Raw genomic sequence first — 19,067 nt, forward strand, 5'->3', positions numbered from 1 at the left:
CCGTTCGAACATGTGTTCGATAGTCTGCGAGTGTACGCCGCGGCGCTCGTGCTCGCCACGGCCGCGGATCGACCGGTGGGAGGCGCGATGATCGAGTGGAGTCCGCTCCAGATGCTGCGCAGCAGCGGGCAGGACGAGTGGGTGATGGTCGACGCCCTGCGCACCGGCCGGATCGGCCTGGTGCGCCGCATCGAGACCGGCCCGTACCGCGAGACCTGGTTCCGCGCGGTGACCTGGGCGGCCGAGCCGGAGAGGCGGACGCTCGTGGGCTACTCCCGCTCGATGGACACCATCGCGGCCGCCCTGTGGGCCCATCAGCCGCCGACGGCGCAGGAGAAGCCCTTCCCCGGCTACCCGCCCTCGCGGCCGTCGGCGTGACTCCTTCAGCGAGAGGGGGCCCTGCCGTCCCCGCGACGGCGGCCTCCGTGTCCGCCACGGGGGAGAATGGCCCGATGCTCCTCGCACTCGTCGGCGGCCCCACGGGGGCGTGGCGGGCGGTCGACCCCGTCGGCGGCGCCGAGGCCGGGAGCGGCAGGGGGCCGGCCGAGCTGGCGGCGTTCGTCCGGGAGCGGGAGCCGGAGCGCCCGCGCTGGGTCTGGGACGACACCGCGCGCTGGTACCCCGCACTGCTGTCGGCCGGGGTGGTCGTCGCCCGGTGCCACGACCTCCGGCTGGCCCGCGCGATCCTCCGCCGCTCGGTCTCCGCCGCCTCATCGGCTCTCGCGCGCTCGCCCCTCGACCCGTGGGACGCGGGAGCCGCGGCCCCCGCCGCGCAGGACACGCTGATCGGGTTCGAGGAGGCGGCGGGCGGCTCCGACGAGCTCGACCCCGTCCTCGAGCTGGCCCTGCAGGAGGAGGCGCTCTCCGGCGCCGCCGAGGCCGGCCGGCTCCGCCTGCTGCTCGCCGCCGAATCCGTCGGCGCCCTGATCGCTCGCGAGATCGCCCACGCGGGGCTGCCCTGGCGCGCCGATGTGCACGACCGGGTGCTCACCGGGATGCTCGGCCCCCGCCCGCTCTTCGGCGGCCGCCCGGCCCGGTTGGAGGCGCTGGCCGACCGCCTGCGCGACGAGCTCGGCGCGCCCGAGCTCAACCCCGACTCGCCGGCCGAGCTCCTCAAGGCGCTGCGGCGCGCGGGTCTGCCGGTCGAGTCGACGCGCTCCTGGGAGCTGCAGTCCCTCGAGCACCCCGCGGTGCCGCCGCTCCTGGAGTACAAGAAGCTCTCCCGGCTGCTCACCGCCAACGGCTGGGCCTGGCTCGACGCGTGGGTGCGCGACGGACGGTTCCGGCCGGAGTACGTGGTGGGCGGCGTCGTCACCGGCCGCTGGGCGACCTCGGGCGGAGGGGCGCTGCAGCTGCCGCGGCAGATCCGCGCCGCGGTCACCGCGGATCCGGGCTGGAGCCTCGTGGTCGCGGATGCCGCGCAGCTCGAGCCGCGCATCCTCGCCGCGCTCTCGGGCGACTCGGCCATGGCCGCCGCCGGGCGGGGCCGCGACCTCTACCAGGGCATCGTCGATGCCGGCGTGGTCCCCGATCGGCCGCGGGCGAAGGTCGCGATGCTGGGGGCGATGTACGGGGCGACGAGCGGCGAGGCCGGGCGGCTGCTCCCGAGGCTCGCCCGTGCCTACCCGCGCTCGGTCGCGCACGTCGAGGCGGCGGCTCGGGCGGGGGAGCGCGGCGAGAGCGTCTCGACGTGGCTCGGGCGCAGCTCGCCTCCCGGCCCCGAGGGGCTCTCGGCCGATGCGGCGCGAGCGCGCGAGTGGGGACGCTTCACCCGCAACTTCGTGGTGCAGGGGACCGCGGCCGAGTGGGCGCTCTGCTGGATGGGCGAGCTGCGGGCGCGACTGCGCGCCGAGGGTGGCACGGTCGGCCGGGCGCACCTCGTCTACTTCCTGCACGACGAGGTGATCGTGCACGCTCCCGCCGACGTCGGCGAGCGGGTCGCCGCGATCGTCCGCGAGGCGGCGGTGCGCGCCGGACGCTCGCTCTTCGGAGTGGGCGAGGTCGACTTCCCGGTCACCGTCGCCGTCGTCGACTCCTACGACCAGGCGAAGTGAGACGCGGGATCAGTACCAGTGCGGCGAGCGGTTGTTCCAGCTCGACCACGCGTTGCAGGGCGAGCCGTAGGCGCTCTTGATGTACGAGAGGCCCCAGTCGACCTGCGTCGCCGCGTTCGTCTGGTAGTCGGCTCCCGAGTTGGCCATCTTGCTCGCCGGGAGGGCCTGCGGGATGCCGTAGGCGCCGGAGGAGCGGTTCAGCGCGTTCCAGCGCCATCCCGACTCGCCGTTCCACAGCGGGATGAGGCACCGGTCGACCTGGTCGGCGCCCCAACCGAAGCGGCCGACGGCGGTCCGGGCGTAGGCCTGGGCCTGCGCGGGGGAGAGGCCGTCCGTGCGTCCGGCGTAGGTGCCGAGGGCGGCGATGGTCTTGGCGGAGCTGTTGCGCGCGCCGGTCGGGTCGTCGTCGCCGAGCTCGACCGGGCCGCCTCCTCCGCCGCCTCCGCCTCCACTGTTGGAGGGCGCTGCCGGAGCCGCGACCGCGGCGGGAGCCGACGCGGCGCGCTGGCGGGCGGCCTCGGCCTCGGCGGCGAGGCGGGAGAGGCGCTGCTGCTCCTCGAACGCCGACTTCGCGTCCTGGCCGTCGGCGTACTCCCGCTCGATCTCGGCGGTGGTGTTCTTGAGCGAGGCGAGCTGGGTGTAGAGCTCCTGGCTGTACTTCTCCTGGTCGGCGACCTTGGCGTCGGCCTCGGCCTGAGCGGAGCGGGCGACCGAGAGCGCGTCGGCCGCGGCGGTGGCGAGGGAGACGCGCTCGCCCCGGGCCTGCTCGGCCTGAGCGGCGAGGGAGACGGCCTGGTTCTCGGTCGACTGCGCCGCGGTCTGGAGCCGGCTGGTCTGCTGGGTGAGCTGCGTCATGGTGCCGAGGCGGTAGAGCAGCTCGCTCGACTCGTCGCCGCCGATGAGGAGGTTGAGCGTCGCATCGGTCCCGCCGTTGCGGTAGAGCTGCGCGGCGAGACGGCCGGCCTGCTCCTTCGCTGCGTCGGCGTCCGAGCGGGCGGCGGAGGCGCGCTCCTCCAGGACGCTCACGCGCTGGGTCGCCTCGTCGAGAGCGCTCTGCGCGGCGTCCGCCTCCGCGGCCCGGCTGATGGCGGCGTCGGTGAGGGCGGCGGCCTGGTCGCGCAGGTCGGCGAGGAAGGCGGTGATGCGGTCGACCTCGGCGGCGGTGGCGCTCTCGCTCGACTTCGCGGCCTCGACATCGGACCACGAGGGGTAGTCGGACGGGTCGTAGGCGGCGGACGCGGAGAGCGGGGCGGCGAGGGCGGCGCACAGGACGAGGACCGTGCCCGCTCCGGCGGCGACGAGGCGCCGGCGCGCCCGGGAGGGGACGCGGAGACCGAGGGGGGTGCGGGACATGCGAACCACCCTAGGCGACGGCACCCGCGCCTGTCTCGTCCTAGCTCGAGGCTCGACGGCCCCGACGGGGACGCTCGAGAGCGTATCCGCGGACGCCCCGTCCCGGCCCGTCGCCCGTGAGCTCGTCGCGGGCCGCCTCGAGGAGGCGCCTCAGGGCCTCCTCCCGCACGCCGGCGGCGATCGCGGCGAGGCGGCGCTGCGGGTGCGCGTCCTCCTCCTCCGCCTGCTCGTCGGCGGTGGCGGGCAGCGAGCTCTCGTACGCGTCGAGGACGGCGGCGAGGTCGGCGCCGGACAGGCTCGAGGCCAGCAGCACCCGGTCGAGGACGTCGTCCCAGTCCTCCTCCGGGGACGCTCCGTCACCCGTCAGCCAGGCGGCCGCCTCCGCGCGGCCCTCGCCGGTGAGCGCGTGCAGGGGGAGGCCGTCGTCGGTGGACCCGGCCGAGACGACGAGGCCCCGCTCGCGCAGGCGCTCGAGCGTCGAGTAGATCTGGCCGACGTTGACCCGGGGCCGGTGCGCGGCACGGTCGAGGAGCTCGGCGTGCAGCTGGAGGCCGTAGGCGGGGCCGAGCGTGAGCAGGGCGAGCAGGCCGTCGCGGACGGACACGGTGCTCCTCCCGGCGGGCGTCTGGCGGTGTGCGGCGTCCGGCGGCGCGGACGACCCGAGTATAGGCAGGAGCCGCCCACGGCCGGTCGAGCAGGCGCGGCGAGCCGCCTTGACGGAGGTCCGCCGCTCCTGCATGATCGGGCGTGGTGGCACGTCCACCGTCATAATCGAAGAAGGCGCACCGCAGAGTGTTCCGTGGTCCGGGTCGTTGGGGAAGACGCACCGGGACGAACGGAGGACACCATGGTGGCGCAGCAGACTCGGGGTGTGCTCTTCGTGCACTCCGCCCCCCGCGCGCTCTGCCCCCACCTCGAGTGGGGGACAGGTCGCGCCCTTGGTCGTGCCGTGAACTTCGCCTGGATCGAGCAGCCCGTGCTCCGCAGCACACTGCGCGCCGAATTCGCCTGGGAGGGCCCGGTCGGAACCGGTGCCGTCATCGCGTCCGCTCTCCGCGGCTGGGCCGACGTCCGCTACGAGGTCACCGAGGAGCCCTCGCCCGGCGTCGACGGAGGCCGCTGGATGCACACTCCCGAGCTCGGCATCTTCTACGCCCAGACCGACAGCGCGGGCAACACCGTCGTGCCCGAGGACCGCATCCGCTCCGCCATGGAGCTCGCCGGCGCCGACCCCATCGAGCTGCACCGCGAGCTGCGCCTCGCCCTCGGCCAGGCCTGGGAGGACGAGCTCGAGCCCTTCCGCTACGGCGGCGACTTCGCCCCCGTCGTCTGGATGCACGGGGTCGGCTGAGTTCATTCGACGCCGCTCCTCGCGCGGCGTCGCGCAGTCGGCTCGGTCGGGTGGTCGGGTTCCGTGGAGCGGCTTGCGTCCGGCGACGCCGATCCGCTGGCACGCGGATCGGCGGATACGCCTCGCGGGGGCCGCTCGCTCCCGCCTCCATGAACCAGGCGGCCAGCGGACCCCCGTTCCGGCAGAGGCCCGCCTCGAAGTCGCGTCGTCACCTCGCGGTTGCCGCTCGCTGGCACGTCGACCAGACGGTCGGCGGAGCACCGCGTTCCGGCGGAGGGCGTCGGAAGACTCGTGGACCCGCCCGCACCTCTGTCGCGCACGACGCCGACGGCCCGAGTAATGGCGAGTCGCACGCTCCCCACGAGCGCAGCCGCCCTGATCCGAGCATCCGACCCGAGTCGCGGCGAAGCCCGCGCTCCCCTCGAGCACAGCTGCTTGAACCGAAGCTTTCGACCCGAGTCGCGGCGAAGCCCGCGCTCCCACCCGGACAGCTTCCGCGATCGGAGTATCCGACGCGAGTCGCGGCGAAGCCCGCGCTCCCACCCGGACAGCTTCGTTGATCCGAGCATCCGACCCGAGCCGCGGCGAAGCCCGCGCTCCCCACCAGCACGGCGTGCTCACCAGCCCGCACCAGACGGCGGCGCAGATCCCTCGCGGCACGAGGCGTATCCGGGGATCCGCGTTCCAGCGGATCACCGTCGCCGCACCGCACCGGCCCTCGGAAACCCCGCCCCCCTCCCCAGCGGACGCGCCTGCGCCGCGCAAGGAGCGGCGCAGCCCGCTTTCCGCATGGTGGAGCGGGGCTACGCCCCGCTACACCGTCCGGAAAGCGGCAACAGCATTGTGCCCCCCGAACCCGAACGAGTTCGAGATGGCGACCAGCGGTCCGTCGCCGAGGGCGCGGGGGCTGGTGACGACGTCGAGGGGGATCTGGGGGTCCTGCTCGAAGAGGTTGATGGTGGGGGGTGCGGTGCGCTCGTGGAGGGCGAGCACGGTGAAGATGGCCTCGAGCGCGCCGGTGCCGCCGAGGAGGTGGCCGGTGGACGCCTTGGTCGCGGAGACGGCGATGTTCGGGAGGTGGTCGCCGAAGACGCGCAGCAGGGCGCGGTACTCGGCGATGTCGCCGACCGGGGTGCTCGTCGCGTGGGCGTTGACGTGGGTGACGTCGGTGAGCGCGGCTCCGGCCTGCTCGAGGGCGCCGATCATGGCGCGGGCGGCGGCGGAGCCCTCGGGGTCCGGCGCCGTGATGTGGTACGAGTCGCTGGTGACGGCGCCGCCGGCGAGCTCCGCGTAGATGCGGGCTCCGCGGGCGAGGGCGTGCTCCTCGGTCTCGAGGATGAGCGTCGCGGCGCCTTCTCCGAGGACGAAGCCGTCGCGGGAGACGTCGTAGGGGCGCGAGGCGGTCGCCGGGTCGTCGTTGCGGCGCGAGAGGGCCTGCATCGACGCGAAGGCGGCGATCGGGAGCGGGTGGACGACCGACTCCGTGCCGCCGGCGACGACCACGTCGGCGAGGCCGAGCTGCATGTGCTCGTAGGCGTTCGCGAGGGCCTCGGTGCTGGAGGCGCAGGCCGACACGTCGGTGCGGGCGTAGGCGCGGGAGGGGATGGCCATGCTGATGGCGGCGGCGGCCGCGTTGGGCATGAGCATCGGGATGGTCATCGGGAGGACCCGGCGGGGTCCGCGCTCGCGGAGGGTGTCCCACGCGTCGACGAGGGTCCAGAGGCCGCCGATGCCGGTCGAGTAGTCGACGCCCACGCGGAGCGGGTCGACGTCGGTGATGCCGGAGTCGGCCCAGGCCTCGCGGGCCGAGATGAGCGCGAACTGGCTGGAGGGGTCGAGGCGCTTCGCCTCCGGGCGGGAGAGCACCTCCTCCGGGCGGACCTTGGCCTGGGCGGCGAAGGTGACCGGGATGTCGTACTGGGCGACCCAGTCCTGCTCGAGGGAGCGGACGCCTGATTCGCCGGCGAGGAGTGCGTTCCAGGACTCCCGGGCGGTCCCGCCGAGGGGAGTGCTGGCACCGATTCCGGTGACGACGATCTTCTTGGTCATGACGAGCTTCTCTGTTCCGTGTGGGTGGGTGCCGGGCTCACCCCGGCCGACGATCGCCGGCCGGGGTGTCCGCCACGAGGACGGGGTGCGCGGGCGACGACTACTCGGACGCCTTGACGATGAAGCGGACCGCGTCGCCGACCGTCTTGAGGTTCTTGACCTCGTCGTCGGGGATCTTCACGTCGAACTTCTCCTCGGCGTTGACGACGATGGTCATCATCGAGATGGAGTCGATGTCGAGGTCGTCGGTGAACGACTTGTCCATCTCGACGGAGTCGGTGGCGATGCCCGTCTCGTCGTTGACAAGCTCGGCCAGGCCGGCGAGGACTTCTTCGTTGGACAGTGCCATGGTTCTCTCCTTGGGGGTTCTTCGGGTGTTCGTCAGTGACCGTAGGTCAGTTTAGGGGTGGGGTCGCGCCGGTCACGGGAGCACCACGACCTGCGCGCCGAACACCAGTCCGGCGCCGAAGCCGATCTGCAGCGCGAGTCCGCCGTGCAGCTCCGGGTGCTCCTCGAGCAGGCGGTGGGTGGCGAGCGGGATCGACGCGGCGGAGGTGTTGCCGGTGGTCTCGATGTCGCGGCCGATAGCGACGGTCTCGGGCAGCTTCAGCTGCTTCGCGAGCTCGTCGATGATGCGCATGTTCGCCTGGTGGGGGATGAACGCGGCGAGGTCCTCGGGCTGGACGCCCGCCTCCGCGAGCGCCTGCTTGGCGACCTTGGCCATCTCCCAGACCGCCCAGCGGAAGACCGACGGGCCGTCCTGGCGGAGGGTGGGCCATTCGGCGGTGCCGTCGCGGTAGGCCGCGAGCGGGTTGTCCATGCCGACGGTGTCCCACTTGGAGCCGTCGGATCCCCAGACGGTCTTCGAGATGCCGGCGGTGTCGCTGGGGCCGACGACCGCGGCGCCCGCGCCGTCGCCCAGGAGGAAGGAGATGCTGCGGTCGGTCGACTTGACCAGCTCGGACAGCTTCTCGGCTCCGACGACGAGCACGTACTCGGCCAGGCCGGAGCGGATGAAGGAGTCGGCCTGGGCGATGCCGTAGGTGTAGCCGGCGCAGGCGGCCGAGATGTCGTACGCCGGGGCGGGGTTCGCGCCGATGCGGTCCGCGAGGAGCGCGGCCAGCGACGGGGTCTGCACGGTGTTGCTGATCGTGGAGACGAGCACGACGCCGATCTGGTCCGGGCGGATGCCCGCCTTCTCGATCGCCTCGAGGGAGGCGGTGGTCGCGAGGTCGACCGCGTGGATGTCGGCGGAGGCGCGGCGGCGCTCGATGATGCCGGTGCGCTGGCGGATCCACTCGTCGGAGGAGTTGATCGGCTCGATCAGGTCGTCGTTCGGGACGACGAGGTCGCCGCGTGCCGCGCCGATGCCGAGGATCCGGGTGTACGCGCTGCCGCTGGACTGGGTGAGGGAAGGGGTCGTCATGGGGTCTCTCCTGCTAGGCGGCGTGCTCGTCGAGGAAGGCGCGGGCGGCGTCCACGTCGTCGGGGGTCGTGATGGCGATGCTCGGCACGCCCTTGAGGCCGCGCTTGGCGAGGCCGACCAGCGCGCCGGCGGGTGCCAGCTCGATGATCCCGGTGACGCCCGCGTCGGCGAAGGCCGCCATGCAGAGGTCCCAGCGGACGGGGGAGGCGACCTGGCCGACGAGCAGCTCGAGGAACGCGGCACCGGAGTCGACGACCGACCCGTCGCGGTTCGTCCAGAGCCGGAGCGTCGGGTCGGAGGGGGTCAGCCCGGCGGCGACGCCGGCGAGGGAGTCGCGGGCGGGCGCCATGTAGCGGGTGTGGAAGGCGCCGGCCACCTGCAGGGGGATCACGCGGGTCCCGCGGAGCGGCTCCGCCTTGAGTGCCTCGAGCGCGTCGACCGCGCCGGCGACGACGATCTGCCCGCCGCCGTTGTAGTTGGCCGGCTCGAGGCCGAGCTCGTCGAGACGGGCGATCAGGGCCTGCTCGTCGCCGCCGAGGACCGCGCTCATCGCGGTCGGCTCGGCGGCGGCCGCAGCGGCCATGGCACGGGCGCGCTCGCGGACGAACACCAGCGCGTCGGCCTCGGTGAGGACCCCGGCTCCGGCGGCCGCGGTGATCTCGCCGACGGAGTGGCCGGCGATGCCCGCGATGCGCTCGCGCCGTCCGCCCTCGAGGAGGGCGGCGAGGCTCACGAGTCCCGCGGAGACGATCAGGGGCTGGGCGACCGCGGTGTCGCGGATGGTGTCCGCGTCCGAGACGGTGCCGTGCGCGGCGAGGTCGATGCCGACCGCCTCCGAGTGCGCGGCGACCTGCTCGGCCACGGAGGGGATCTCTAGCCAGGGGGCGAGGAATCCGGGGGTCTGGGAGCCCTGACCCGGGGCGACGACGACGATCACGGTATTCAGTCTTCCGATCTGCGCTCGCACGTGCGGCGCGTGGAGCCACTGACAAAGCACAAAGAGCTTGTCGCGGGTCTACAAGTGTTCAGGGGCGGGAGGGGTTCGGCGAGCGGAGGGCCTCAGCGTCGGGACGGCTTCCGGCGGACGGCGCCGTCCGGGTCGCTCATGGAGCCGAGGATGAGGGCGGACTGGAGGATGAGCGCCTCGCGGGCGCCCGTCGCGTCCCAGCCGATCACCTCGGCGACCCGCTTGAGGCGGTAGCGCACCGTGTTCGGGTGCACGAACAGCTCGCGGGCGGTCGCCTCGAGGGAGCGGCCGTTGTCGAGGTAGGCCCACAGCGTGGTCAGAAGCTCGGTCGAGTGCTTCTGCAGGGGCCGGTAGATCTGCGTGATGAGGCTCTGGCGGGCGAGCGGGTCGCCGGCGAGGGCGCGCTCGGGAAGGAGGTCGTCGGCGTTGACCGGTCGCGGCGCGTTCCGCCAGGAGCGGGCGACCGCGAACCCTGCGAGGGCCGCGCGGGCGCTGCGGGACGCCTCGACCAGGGTCGGCACCTCGTGGCCGAGGACGAGGTGGCCGGTCCCGAAGCCGGGCTCGAGCGCCTCCGCGATCTCGAGGAACGCGACCGGCGGGCCGGTCTCCTCCGTGGCGTTCTCGCTCGGCTCGGCGCGGCCGATGACCAGGACGAGCCGGCTGCCCTGCACGCCGATCAGCACGTCGGCGTCCATGTGCCGGGCCGTGCGGCGCAGCTGGTCGACGTCGAGCATCTTGGGAGCGGTGCCCACCAGGACGGCGACCTCGCCGTGGCCGTGCCAGCCGAGGGCGGCGATCCGGCTGGGCAGCTCGTCGTCGGCCTCGCCCGTGAGGATCGAGTCGACGACCAGCGCTTCCAGGCGCGCGTCCCAGAGACCTCGGGCCTCGGCGGCGCGCGCGTAGACGTCGGCCGCGGCGAAGGCGATCTCGCGCGAGTAGAGGAGGATCGCCTCGCGGAGGTCCTCCCCGCCGTTCTTGATCCGGTCCTCGACGACCTCGACCGTCACCTTGATCAGCTGCAGCGTCTGCGTCAGCGAGACGGAGCGCAGCAGCTCGCGGGGAGCGGCTCCGAACACGTCCGCCGCGATCCACGGCGTGGCCGACGGGTCGTCGAACCACGAGATGAACGAGGTGATGCCGGCCTGGGCGACGAGGCCGACCGCCGAGCGCCGACCGGGGGGCATGCTGCCGTACCAGGGCAGCGTGTCCTCGAGTCGCTTGATCGTCTGCGTCGAGAGCTCACCGGCGAGGGTGCGCAGCCAGGCGAGGGTCTGCTCCTTCGTGCGGGGAGCGCCCGGCCGGGTGGCCGGACGCTCCGCCGCAGGAGCAGGACCCCGCGCACTCGACGGTGCGGGTTCCTGCGAGAGCACGGACTCGTCCGTCAGCTCTCGCCGCCCGCGTTGCCGGTGGTGCCGGCGTTGACGTCGAGGAGGCGGTACTTCTCGATCGCCTGGACGGCGAGCGAGGGGTCGACCTCGCCGCGCTTGGCGAGCAGCTGCAGCGTCCGCACGACGACCGAGGGGCCGTCGATCTGGAAGTAGCGCCGCGCCGCCGCACGGGTGTCCGAGAAGCCGAAGTCGTCCGCGCCGAGCGTCGCGAAGTCGCCCGGGATGAACTGGCGCAGCTGGTCGGGGACCTGGTGCGAGAAGTCCGAGACGGCGACGAAGGGGCCCTTCGCGTCGGCCAGCTTCTGCGTCACGTACGGCACCTGCTCGGCGTCCTCGGGGTGGAGGAAGTTGTGCTGCTCGGCCTTGATGCCGTCGCGGCGCAGCTCGTTCCACGAGGTGACCGACCAGACGTCCGCCGAGACGCCCCAGTCCTCGGCGAGGAGCTTCTGCGCCTCGATCGCCCACGGCACCGCGACGCCCGAGGCGAGGAGCTGGGCCTTCGGCCCGTCCCACTGGCCCCAGGAGATGCGGTGGATGCCGCGGACGATGCCCTCGACGTCGACGTCCTCCGGCTCCTTCGGCTGCACGATCGGCTCGTTGTAGACCGTGATGTAGTACATGACGTTCGGGTCGGTGTGCTTCCCGCCGTACATGCGCTCGAGACCGGACTGCACGATGTGCGCGATCTCGTACCCGTAGGCCGGGTCGTAGCTCACGACCGCGGGGTTGGTCGCCGCGAGGATCGGGGAGTGCCCGTCCGCGTGCTGGAGGCCCTCGCCGGTCAGCGTGGTGCGTCCTGCGGTGGCGCCGATCATGAAGCCGCGCGACATCATGTCGCCGGCCGCCCAGATCGCGTCGCCCGTGCGCTGGAACCCGAACATCGAGTAGAAGACGTAGACCGGGATGAGCGGCTCGCCCTGCGTCGAGTACGAGGTGCCGATCGCGGTGAACGCCGCGAGGGCGCCCGCCTCGTTGATGCCGACGTGGAGGATCTGACCCTGCGGGCTCTCCTTGTAGGCCAGGAGGAGCTCGCGGTCGACCGACGTGTAGTGCTGGCCGCGCGGGTTGTAGATCTTCGCGTTCGGGAAGAACGCGTCCATGCCGAAGGTGCGCGCCTCGTCCGGGATGATCGGGACGACGCGGTTGCCGAAGTCCTTCGACCGGAGGATGTCCTTGAGGATGCGGACGAACGCCATGGTGGTGGCGATCTCCTGCGTCCCGGAGCCCTTCTTGCCGACCGCGTAGGCCGAGTCCTCGGGGAGGTTCAGCTGCGTGTACTTCGAGCGGCGCTCGGGGAGGTAGCCGCCGAGCGCGCGGCGGCGCTCCTGCAGGTACTCGATCGCCTCGTCGTTCTGACCGGGGTGGTAGTACGGCGGGAGGTAGGGGTTCTCCTCGAGCTGCGCGTCCGTGATCGGGATGCGCATGGTGTCGCGGAACGACTTGAGGTTGTCCAGCGTCATCTTCTTCATCTGGTGGGTCGCGTTGCGGCCCTCGAAGCTGCGGCCGAGACCGTAGCCCTTGATGGTGTGGGCGAGGATGACGGTGGGCTGGCCCTTGTGCTTTGTCGCGGCCTTCATGGCCGCGTAGATCTTGCGGTAGTCGTGGCCGCCGCGGCGCAGGCCCCAGATCTGCTCGTCGGAGTAGCCCTCGACGAGCTTCTTGGCGCGCGGGTCGCGGCCGAAGAAGTTCTCGCGGACGTAGGCGCCGTCCTCCGTCTTGTAGGTCTGGAAGTCGCCGTCGGGCGTCTTGTTCATCAGGTCGAGCAGCGCGCCCTCGGTGTCGCGGGCGAGCAGGTCGTCCCACTCGCGGCCCCAGATGAGCTTGATGACGTTCCAGCCCGCGCCGCGGAAGTACGACTCGAGCTCCTGCACGATCTTGCCGTTGCCGCGGACGGGTCCGTCGAGGCGCTGGAGGTTGCAGTTGACGATGAAGTTCAGGTTGTCGAGGCCGTCGTTCGCGGCGACCTGGAGCTGACCGCGCGACTCGACCTCGTCCATCTCGCCGTCGCCGAGGAACGCCCAGACCTGCTGGTCGGAGGCGTCCTTGATGCCGCGGTTGGTGAGGTACTTGTTCGCCTGCGCCTGGTAGATCGCGTTGATCGGGCCGAGGCCCATCGACACGGTCGGGAACTGCCAGAACTCCGGCATGAGCCGCGGGTGCGGGTAGCTGGAGAGCCCGCCGCCCTGATGCGACTTCTCCTGGCGGAATCCGTCGAGCTGGTGCTCGCTCAGGCGTCCCTCGAGGAAGGCGCGCGCGTACGGGCCGGGGGAGGCGTGGCCCTGGATGAAGATCTGGTCGCCGCCGCCCGGGTGGTCCTGACCGCGGAAGAAGTGGTTGAAGCCGACCTCGTACAGCGAGGCGCTCGACGCGTACGTCGAGATGTGGCCGCCGACCCCGATGCCGGGACGCTGCGCGCGGTGCACGAGGATGGCCGCGTTCCAGCGGATCCACGCGCGGTAGCGGCGCTCGACGTCCTCGTCGCCCGGGAAGTCGGGCTCGTTCTCGGGCGCGATGGTGTTGATGTAGTCCGTGGTGGGCACCATCGGCACGCCGAGGTGGAGCTCCTTGGAGCGCTTGAGGAGGCTGAGCATGACGTCGCGCCCGCGACCCCGGCCCCGCTCCTCGACGAGCGCATCGAGCGACTCGTTCCACTCCGACGTTTCCTCGGGGTCCGAGTCCACGTGACCGACGGAATACGGGTCCTGATCGTTAACAGTCACCCTCGACCTCTCTCTGGGGGCAGATCGTGCCCGAGACATCACTCTCATGAAGCGGTGCGGATCCGCGGATCCGGGGCTCGGATGACGAGCCGCGCGCGGGCACCTCCGTCAGCCTAGCGATTCCCGTGCCCCGAACCTGGAATCGCACTGTGGTGATCCACGAGGGATGTGCGCCGACGACTGTAGGAGAGCGCCAGACGGGACGCGTCGACCGGCCCGTGATCGGGGGAGACGGGCCGTTCCTTGGAGTCTGCGCGGAGCGGGTCTAGCATTGCCCCTCGTGCTCGCGCGACTCTCGTGCGCACGGAAGGACATCGGACCGATGGCTCTCGAGAAGCTGACCCTGGCTCCCGACTTCGAACTCGCGAACCAGTACGGCGAGCGCATCCAGCTGGGCGACTTCCACGGGCGGCGCAACGTCGCCCTGGTGTTCTTCCCCCTCGCCTTCTCCGGCACCTGCACGGGCGAGTTCTGCGCGCTGCGCGAGAACCTCTCCCTCTTCGAGCACGCCGCCGTGGAGCTGATCGGCATCTCGGTCGACTCCAAGCACACGCTGCGCGCCTGGGGCGAGAAGCAGGGCTACGACTTCACGCTCCTCTCCGACTTCTGGCCGCACGGCGACGTCGCCAAGCAGTACGGCGTGTTCACCGAGGCGAAGGGCTACGCGACCCGCGCGACCTTCCTGATCGACAAGGCCGGCGTCATCCGGGACACGTTCATGACCGCCCCGGGCGAGGCGCGCTCGATCGACGCCTACCGCGCCGCGATCGACGCGCTCGCCCCCGCGCACGTCTGACCCTCCGGAGGCGGACCGCCCCGGTCGTCAGCTGAGGATGTTGACGGCCCGCGAGATCACGAGAGCCAGCAGGACGAATCCGGTGAACGCCTCGGCGATCATCAGGAGCTTCATCCGGCTCGACAGCGGCATCGTGTCGGTCGGGCTGAACGCCATGGTGTTCGTCGTCGAGACCGAGAGGTAGTCGACGAAGCCGGGCCGCCAGTCGGCGCGCTCGGAGGAGGTCGCGGCGACCTCGGGCGCGGTGTCGCGGTAGGTGTCCTGCGGGAAGGCGAAGTCGGCCGCCGGCAGCTCGGTGCGGGGAAGCGTTCCGCGGGCGACCGGACCGCCGCGGTCGAGCTCCCAGAACAGCAGCGCGTACGCGACGACGTTGGTGACCCAGACCTGGAGCGCGGTGAGCAGCAGCGGCGGGCCGTCGGCCGTCCCGTCGACGAGGTCGATCACCACGGCGACCACGTTCACCTGGTTCGCCACGGCGAGCACGACCGCCAGGGCGATGGAGACCCCGCGCGACCAGCGCGTCTCGCTGTCGAGCCGGTGCGGGTTGACGACGAACAGCGGCACGAGCAGCGCGAGCGTGATGCCGGCGGCGACGAGGCGGACCATCGAGGTGTCGGCGCTGTGGCCGGCCACGTTCAGGGCGACGGCCACCAGGATCGCGGCGGAGGCGGGCCAGCGGCTCTCGGCGCGCCGCCTCGCCCGGGAGTCGCTGTCGGCGGTCATGTGCCGAGGCTAGTGCCCGCAGGGGGCCGCTCCGCCTGCCGTAGGATCGAGTCGATCGTCCGCGGGTGCGCCCGCGACGGGGGCCTTTAGCTCAGTTGGTAGAGCGCCACGTTTACACCGTGGATGTCATCGGTTCGAGCCCGGTAGGGCCCACCACCTCCGGCGATCGGACACTGCGCGTCAGCGGGACTGGCGGCGCTTGTAGGGCTTCGGCTGGCCCTTGACGATCGGGGCGCGCCCGGTCCCCTTGGAGGCCTTGGCCTTGCCTCCCGACTTCGGGGCCGCCTCCGGCTCGTCGCCGAGCGCGGCGAGCTCCTCGCGGGCGGAGGCGAGGCGCTGCCGCCCGGCCGCGGTGAGGGTCGTGGCGGCGGCACCGGGCTCGAAGAGCGGCTTGCCGAGGTCGAGCTCGACGGCGGCGACGGAGGAGTCGAGCTTCTGCCGCGAGATGCCGAGGCGCTCGGCGGCGCGCACGAAGTGCAGCTCCTCGGCGACCGCCACGAAGTGGCGCAGCTGGCTGATCTTCATCCCGAACCCTTCACGGCCGCTCCCTGCGGCACGACCACGGTACGCGGTCCGGGAGGGGGCGCCGACCGCCGGGAGCGCCACCAGGAGCAGCGGCGACCCGTCGATCCGCGCCAGAGGCCCCGGCGGACATTGCCGGACGGAGGCGGGAGGCCTACGGTCGCGCCCGTGGGCGGTCCCGAAGCCGGCCACGGAGAGAGGCCGACGTGGGCGCGCTCATCTACAGCTCGATCGCGTCGCTCGACGGCTACGTGAACGACGCGGACGGCGGATTCGCCTGGGCGGAGCCGCGACCCGCCGTGCACCGCTTCATCACGGAGCGCGAGGGGCGGGTGCGCACGTACCTGTACGGGCGGCGCATGTACGAGGTCATGCGCGCGTGGGAGCAGACCTGGGCACTGGCGGAGGAGTTCGCGTTCATCCGCGACTTCCAGGAGATGTGGCGGGCGGCCGACAAGGTCGTGTACTCGACGACGCTGGAGTCGGCCGAGACCCGCCGCACCCGCGTCGAGGGCGGGTTCGACCCGGTCGTCGTCGCCGCGCAGGTCAGCGCCGCCGACCACGACGTCTCGATCGGCGGGCCGACCCTCGCCCGGCACGCGCTGCTCGCCGGGATCGTCGACGAGGTGCAGGTCTACACGGTGCCGGTGGCGGTGGGCGGCGGGACCCACTTCCTCCCGTGCGGGTTCCATGCGCGCCTCGACCTGCGCGAGGAGCACCGCTTCGCCGACGGCACGGTCTTCACGCGCTACAGCGTGCGGCGCTGAGACCGGCTACTCGGCGCCGACCAGCGCGGCGATCCGCGAGGCGAGCCGGGCGCCCTGAGCACGTCCGGCGCGGGCGGAGGCGGCGCGGACGGCCGGGTCGAGCGAGTTCGGGCCGAAGGCGCGCACCGACTCCTCGTCGGCGTAGAGCACCTCGACCCGCGAGTCCGCGAGGGCGTCGAGCTCGCCGGTCGGGATCAGGCCCGCGCCGGGCGTGCCGACTCCCGGCAGCGGAGTGACGATCAGGACCCAGTCGGCTCCCGCGGCGAGGTCGGCGTTGCTGCCGGAGCGCACGCCGCCGTCCATGTAGCGCACGCCGTCGATGCTGACGGGTGGCCAGACCCCGGGGACGGCGCAGCTGGCGGAGATCGCGTCGACGAGGCCGACGCCGCTCTCGCGGTCGAACACGCGCAGCTCGCCGGTGGCCGTGTCGACCGCGGTGATGAGCAGACGCTGCTCGGGCCAATCGGCGTCGCCCACGCGGGCCGAGATGACGGCCCGGCGCGTGTCCTCGGGGAGCGTCTCGGCCTCGAGCGCGAGGGTGCCGATGCGGCGCCGCGCGTCCTGGGGCGAGGTCGCGCCCTCGACGGCCGCGGCGAAGAGGGCCTGGAGGCGCTCACCGTCGACGTCCGCTCCGATCTCGGCGGACTCCTCCTGGAGCTGGGCCTCGTACGACTCGTCGAGGCCGGTGCCGGTGCTCAGCTGCGCGGCGACCGCGGAGCCCGCGGAGGTGCCGATGAAGGTCGTCGACGGATCGAGCAGGAGGCGGGCCGCCTCGGGGGAGGCGTCTGCGAGGCCGCGGAGGACGCCGAGCTCCCAGGCGATTCCGGCGAGGCCGCCGCCGGCGAGGACGAGTGCACCAGGCATGGGGGAGGTCCTTTCGATCAGGATCAGGAGGGGGCGGGCGCTGCGGAGCGCCGCAGCACCAACGCTGTCACATCGTCGTGCGCGTCGTCTGCGAGAGCATGCAGACGCTCGAAGAGAGCGGGGTCGTCGTTGCTCCGCACCAGCTCGGCGAGACGGTCGAGCGCGTCGAGGCGCCCGCCGAAGACGTCGAGCAGGCCGTCGCTGCAGGAGAAGAGCGCGTCGCCGGGGGCGAGCACGCGCTGCTCCTCCTCCCAGGAGACGTCGGCGGCGATGCCGAGCGGGACGCCGGTGGAGGCGAGCCGCTCCGTGGTGCCGTCGGCGCGCAGCAGGAGGGTGAGGCCGTGGCCGCTGTCCACGAACGCGACGGCGCCGCTCGCGAGGTCGACCCGGGCGATCAGCGCGGTCGCGAACATCCCGGTCGCGGTCAGGTCGGGCAGGAGCTGGCGGTTGACGGCCTCGACGGCTGCCGCGGGAGGGAGCTCCGGCCGCGCCTGGAACGCGGAGCGGATCGCGGAGGCGACGATCGCCGCCGACACCCCCTTGCCCATCACGTCGACCAGCTCGAGGGAGAGGTCGTCCCCGCTGCGACGCCACGCCGTGTAGTCGCCGGCGACGTCGTGCAGCGGCGTGGTCAGCGAGTCGAGGCTCCACTCGCCGAGGTCGAGGCGCGGGGGCCAGAGCCGCTCCTGCGTCTCGCTCGCGCGTCCGGAGAAGGCGATCTCGCGCAGCTCCCGCTCCGCCCACCGGCCGAGGTCCTCGAGGATCTCGCGCTCCTCCTCCGAGAAGCCGCGCACCTCGCTGTCGATGATGCAGATCGTGCCGACGCGGAGGCCGTCCCCCACGACGAGCGGGCGGCCCGCGTAGAAGCGCACGTGAGGGGATCCGGTGACGACTCCGCGGTCGGCGAACCGCGGATCGGCGGTGGCGTCCTCGACGACGAGGATGTCGCCCTGCTGGACCGTGACGTCGCACATCGAGTCGGCGCGCAGCATCCTGCTCGCCCGCGCCGAGCGCTGGGGCGACTTCGTGAACTGCGTCGACTCCTCGAGGATGTTGATCTCGGCGAGGGGGACGCGCAGGAGCCGGCGGGCGATGCGGGTGATCCTGTCGAAGCGCTCCTGGGGGGTGCTCAGGCCGATCCCGAGCTCGGCGATCGCGGCGAGGCGGGCGCGCTCGGTCGGCTCGCTCACGTGCGGGTCCGGGCGAGTGCCCAGAGGTTCTGCCCGTCGACACGGCGGTAGGAGAACTCGGTGACGAGGGCGTGGATGAACGGGATCCCGCGGCCTGCCTCGTCCCACTCGTCCGGCATGTCGCGGGGATCGGCGACCTCGGCGGGCGCCTCCTCGGCGGAGTCGTTGAGCGAGGCGCGCAGCTCGGTCGCGTCGACGCGGATCTCGACCAGGCAGATGATGTGCCGGTACGACCGGGCGTGCTGGACGATGTTCGAGGTCAGCTCGACCAGCGCGGTCTCGAACGACATCCGGTCGACCGGCGCGACGCCCGGCTCCTCGAGCCACAGCTCCTCGAGCGCCTCGTGGACGGCGGTGACGCCGTCCTCGGGCGGCGTGCGCACGACGAAGGAGCGCTCAGGCACGGTAGGCCTCCTCGACGGTCTCGGCGCTCCCGAGCAGGCGGTCGAGGTTGGACAGGCCGAGCACCATGGCGGGCTGCTCGCCGGCGGCGGCCACGCGCAGCTCGCCGCCCGCCTTCCGCGCCTCCTTGAGTCCGGCGACGAGGACGCCGAGCCCGGACGAGTCGAGGAACTCGACGGCCGCCAGGTCGACGACCACGCGGACCTCTCCCGCCTCGAGCGCGCGCTGGAGGACCGCTTCGAGCTCCCACGCCGTGGACAGGTCGAGCCGGCCGACGGGGCGGATCACCACGATGTCGGGCTCGATCCGCTCGGTGCTGATCCTCGAGCTGGGCTCCATGGTGTCCTCCTGACGGGACGGCACGCGGTTCCGCAGGGCTCGGAGACGTGGTGAGGACGCGGTCGGGCGCGCGACCGAGGGGCTCCGGATCCGATGCGGGGGTGAATCGGGGAGTTCGTCCGCCTCCGACCGTACAAGGGAACGGGGCGCCCCGTG

Annotated in this window: 19 protein-coding genes and 1 tRNA gene; 6 read left to right on the forward strand and 14 right to left on the reverse strand. The window is 72.7% G+C overall.

Translation table 11 applies throughout. The features are described from left to right. Positions 1-30 precede the first annotated feature (30 nt). Both C5C54_RS12875 and C5C54_RS12880 read left to right on the forward strand, forming a co-directional pair. Positions 31-378 (forward strand): hypothetical protein, encoded by a 348-nt coding sequence (locus C5C54_RS12875; RefSeq protein ID WP_104260982.1) that lies wholly within the window; start codon positions 31-33, stop codon positions 376-378. A gap of 74 nt (positions 379-452) precedes the next feature. Continuing rightward, on the forward strand, positions 453-2,054 hold the full coding sequence (locus tag C5C54_RS12880; protein WP_104288492.1) for a bifunctional 3'-5' exonuclease/DNA polymerase: 1,602 nt from the start codon (positions 453-455) through the stop codon (positions 2,052-2,054). Positions 2,055-2,063: 9 nt separating this feature from the next. Here the strand turns inward: C5C54_RS12880 and C5C54_RS12885 are convergent, their stop codons facing one another. After that, on the reverse strand, positions 2,064-3,407 hold the full coding sequence (locus tag C5C54_RS12885) for a hypothetical protein (RefSeq protein WP_104288493.1): 1,344 nt from the start codon (positions 3,405-3,407) through the stop codon (positions 2,064-2,066). Between the two features lie 40 nt (positions 3,408-3,447). Continuing rightward, the gene (locus tag C5C54_RS12890) at positions 3,448-4,011 is read right to left on the reverse strand and encodes a PadR family transcriptional regulator (protein ID WP_181127891.1); all 564 of its coding nucleotides are present in this window, start codon (positions 4,009-4,011) and stop codon (positions 3,448-3,450) included. 243 nt (positions 4,012-4,254) lie between these two features. Between C5C54_RS12890 and C5C54_RS12895 the strand changes: the two genes are divergently transcribed. After that, the gene (locus tag C5C54_RS12895) at positions 4,255-4,758 is read left to right on the forward strand and encodes a DUF3145 domain-containing protein (RefSeq protein WP_104226674.1); all 504 of its coding nucleotides are present in this window, start codon (positions 4,255-4,257) and stop codon (positions 4,756-4,758) included. Between the two features lie 813 nt (positions 4,759-5,571). Here the strand turns inward: C5C54_RS12895 and C5C54_RS12900 are convergent. From C5C54_RS12900 to aceE, 6 genes are all read right to left on the reverse strand, one after another. Beyond that, a complete protein-coding gene (locus C5C54_RS12900; protein WP_104226673.1) occupies positions 5,572-6,807 on the reverse strand; it encodes a beta-ketoacyl synthase in 1,236 nt (411 codons plus the stop codon). A 100-nt stretch (positions 6,808-6,907) separates the two neighbouring features. Beyond that, complete coding sequence (locus C5C54_RS12905) at positions 6,908-7,156, reverse strand: acyl carrier protein (protein WP_104223463.1); 249 nt, start codon at positions 7,154-7,156, stop codon at positions 6,908-6,910. Between the two features lie 72 nt (positions 7,157-7,228). Then, positions 7,229-8,233 carry a beta-ketoacyl-ACP synthase III gene (locus C5C54_RS12910; RefSeq protein WP_104223464.1) on the reverse strand — a complete coding sequence of 335 codons (1,005 nt, stop codon included), beginning with the start codon at positions 8,231-8,233 and terminating at the stop codon, positions 7,229-7,231. A 13-nt stretch (positions 8,234-8,246) separates the two neighbouring features. Further along, positions 8,247-9,170: an ACP S-malonyltransferase gene (locus C5C54_RS12915; RefSeq protein ID WP_104226672.1), complete on the reverse strand. Its 924-nt coding sequence runs from the start codon at positions 9,168-9,170 to the stop codon at positions 8,247-8,249. A gap of 122 nt (positions 9,171-9,292) precedes the next feature. After that, the gene (locus C5C54_RS12920) at positions 9,293-10,459 is read right to left on the reverse strand and encodes a CdaR family transcriptional regulator (protein ID WP_181027189.1); all 1,167 of its coding nucleotides are present in this window, start codon (positions 10,457-10,459) and stop codon (positions 9,293-9,295) included. A 122-nt stretch (positions 10,460-10,581) separates the two neighbouring features. Beyond that, the gene (gene aceE / locus C5C54_RS12925; protein WP_104288495.1) at positions 10,582-13,308 is read right to left on the reverse strand and encodes a pyruvate dehydrogenase (acetyl-transferring), homodimeric type; all 2,727 of its coding nucleotides are present in this window, start codon (positions 13,306-13,308) and stop codon (positions 10,582-10,584) included. A gap of 322 nt (positions 13,309-13,630) precedes the next feature. On the opposite strand from aceE, the gene C5C54_RS12930 reads away from it, so the two are divergent. After that, positions 13,631-14,104, forward strand: a complete 474-nt coding sequence (locus C5C54_RS12930) for a peroxiredoxin (protein WP_104288496.1) — start codon at positions 13,631-13,633, stop codon at positions 14,102-14,104. A gap of 27 nt (positions 14,105-14,131) precedes the next feature. Here C5C54_RS12930 and C5C54_RS12935 read toward each other — a convergent pair whose 3' ends face one another. Continuing rightward, the gene (locus tag C5C54_RS12935) at positions 14,132-14,827 is read right to left on the reverse strand and encodes a hypothetical protein (protein ID WP_104269255.1); all 696 of its coding nucleotides are present in this window, start codon (positions 14,825-14,827) and stop codon (positions 14,132-14,134) included. Positions 14,828-14,907: 80 nt separating this feature from the next. On the opposite strand from C5C54_RS12935, the gene C5C54_RS12940 reads away from it, so the two are divergent. Further along, positions 14,908-14,983, forward strand: a tRNA-Val gene (locus C5C54_RS12940). Between the two features lie 24 nt (positions 14,984-15,007). Here the strand turns inward: C5C54_RS12940 and C5C54_RS12945 are convergent. After that, entirely contained in the window at positions 15,008-15,352 is a 345-nt protein-coding gene (locus C5C54_RS12945) for a LysR family transcriptional regulator (protein WP_104223469.1), read from the reverse strand. A 203-nt stretch (positions 15,353-15,555) separates the two neighbouring features. Here C5C54_RS12945 and C5C54_RS12950 point away from each other — a divergent pair, with 203 nt between their 5' ends. Then, the gene (locus C5C54_RS12950; protein WP_104226668.1) at positions 15,556-16,116 is read left to right on the forward strand and encodes a dihydrofolate reductase family protein; all 561 of its coding nucleotides are present in this window, start codon (positions 15,556-15,558) and stop codon (positions 16,114-16,116) included. Positions 16,117-16,122: 6 nt separating this feature from the next. Here the strand turns inward: C5C54_RS12950 and C5C54_RS12955 are convergent, their stop codons facing one another. From C5C54_RS12955 to C5C54_RS12970, 4 genes are read right to left on the reverse strand one after another with little or no spacing between them, the layout of a single operon-like run. Then, complete coding sequence (locus C5C54_RS12955; RefSeq protein ID WP_104238200.1) at positions 16,123-16,980, reverse strand: patatin-like phospholipase family protein; 858 nt, start codon at positions 16,978-16,980, stop codon at positions 16,123-16,125. 23 nt (positions 16,981-17,003) lie between these two features. Then, positions 17,004-18,170: a PP2C family protein-serine/threonine phosphatase gene (locus C5C54_RS12960; RefSeq protein ID WP_181125651.1), complete on the reverse strand. Its 1,167-nt coding sequence runs from the start codon at positions 18,168-18,170 to the stop codon at positions 17,004-17,006. Further along, the gene (locus tag C5C54_RS12965; protein WP_104223473.1) at positions 18,167-18,574 is read right to left on the reverse strand and encodes an ATP-binding protein; all 408 of its coding nucleotides are present in this window, start codon (positions 18,572-18,574) and stop codon (positions 18,167-18,169) included. The genes C5C54_RS12960 and C5C54_RS12965 overlap by 4 nt, the downstream gene beginning before the upstream one ends. After that, on the reverse strand, positions 18,567-18,911 hold the full coding sequence (locus C5C54_RS12970; RefSeq protein ID WP_104223474.1) for an STAS domain-containing protein: 345 nt from the start codon (positions 18,909-18,911) through the stop codon (positions 18,567-18,569). The genes C5C54_RS12965 and C5C54_RS12970 overlap by 8 nt, the downstream gene beginning before the upstream one ends. Positions 18,912-19,067 lie beyond the last annotated feature (156 nt).

This window comes from Rathayibacter sp. AY1F2, from assembly GCF_002930885.1.
Classification (GTDB): Bacteria; Actinomycetota; Actinomycetes; order Actinomycetales; family Microbacteriaceae; genus Rathayibacter.

Bases quoted from the DNA above. Each gene is read 5' to 3' on its own strand.
- C5C54_RS12895 (WP_104226674.1), top strand. From the start codon at position 4,255: ATGGTGGCGCAGCAGACTCGGGGTGTGCTCTTCGTGCACTCCGCCCCC.
- C5C54_RS12970 (WP_104223474.1), bottom strand. From the start codon at position 18,911: ATGGAGCCCAGCTCGAGGATCAGCACCGAGCGGATCGAGCCCGACATC.
- C5C54_RS12885 (WP_104288493.1), bottom strand. From the start codon at position 3,407: ATGTCCCGCACCCCCCTCGGTCTCCGCGTCCCCTCCCGGGCGCGCCGG.
- C5C54_RS12900 (WP_104226673.1), bottom strand. From the start codon at position 6,807: ATGACCAAGAAGATCGTCGTCACCGGAATCGGTGCCAGCACTCCCCTC.
- C5C54_RS12955 (WP_104238200.1), bottom strand. From the start codon at position 16,980: ATGCCTGGTGCACTCGTCCTCGCCGGCGGCGGCCTCGCCGGAATCGCC.
- C5C54_RS12910 (WP_104223464.1), bottom strand. From the start codon at position 8,233: ATGACGACCCCTTCCCTCACCCAGTCCAGCGGCAGCGCGTACACCCGG.
- C5C54_RS12935 (WP_104269255.1), bottom strand. From the start codon at position 14,827: ATGACCGCCGACAGCGACTCCCGGGCGAGGCGGCGCGCCGAGAGCCGC.
- C5C54_RS12945 (WP_104223469.1), bottom strand. From the start codon at position 15,352: ATGAAGATCAGCCAGCTGCGCCACTTCGTGGCGGTCGCCGAGGAGCTG.
- C5C54_RS12905 (WP_104223463.1), bottom strand. From the start codon at position 7,156: ATGGCACTGTCCAACGAAGAAGTCCTCGCCGGCCTGGCCGAGCTTGTC.
- C5C54_RS12930 (WP_104288496.1), top strand. From the start codon at position 13,631: ATGGCTCTCGAGAAGCTGACCCTGGCTCCCGACTTCGAACTCGCGAAC.
- C5C54_RS12880 (WP_104288492.1), top strand. From the start codon at position 453: ATGCTCCTCGCACTCGTCGGCGGCCCCACGGGGGCGTGGCGGGCGGTC.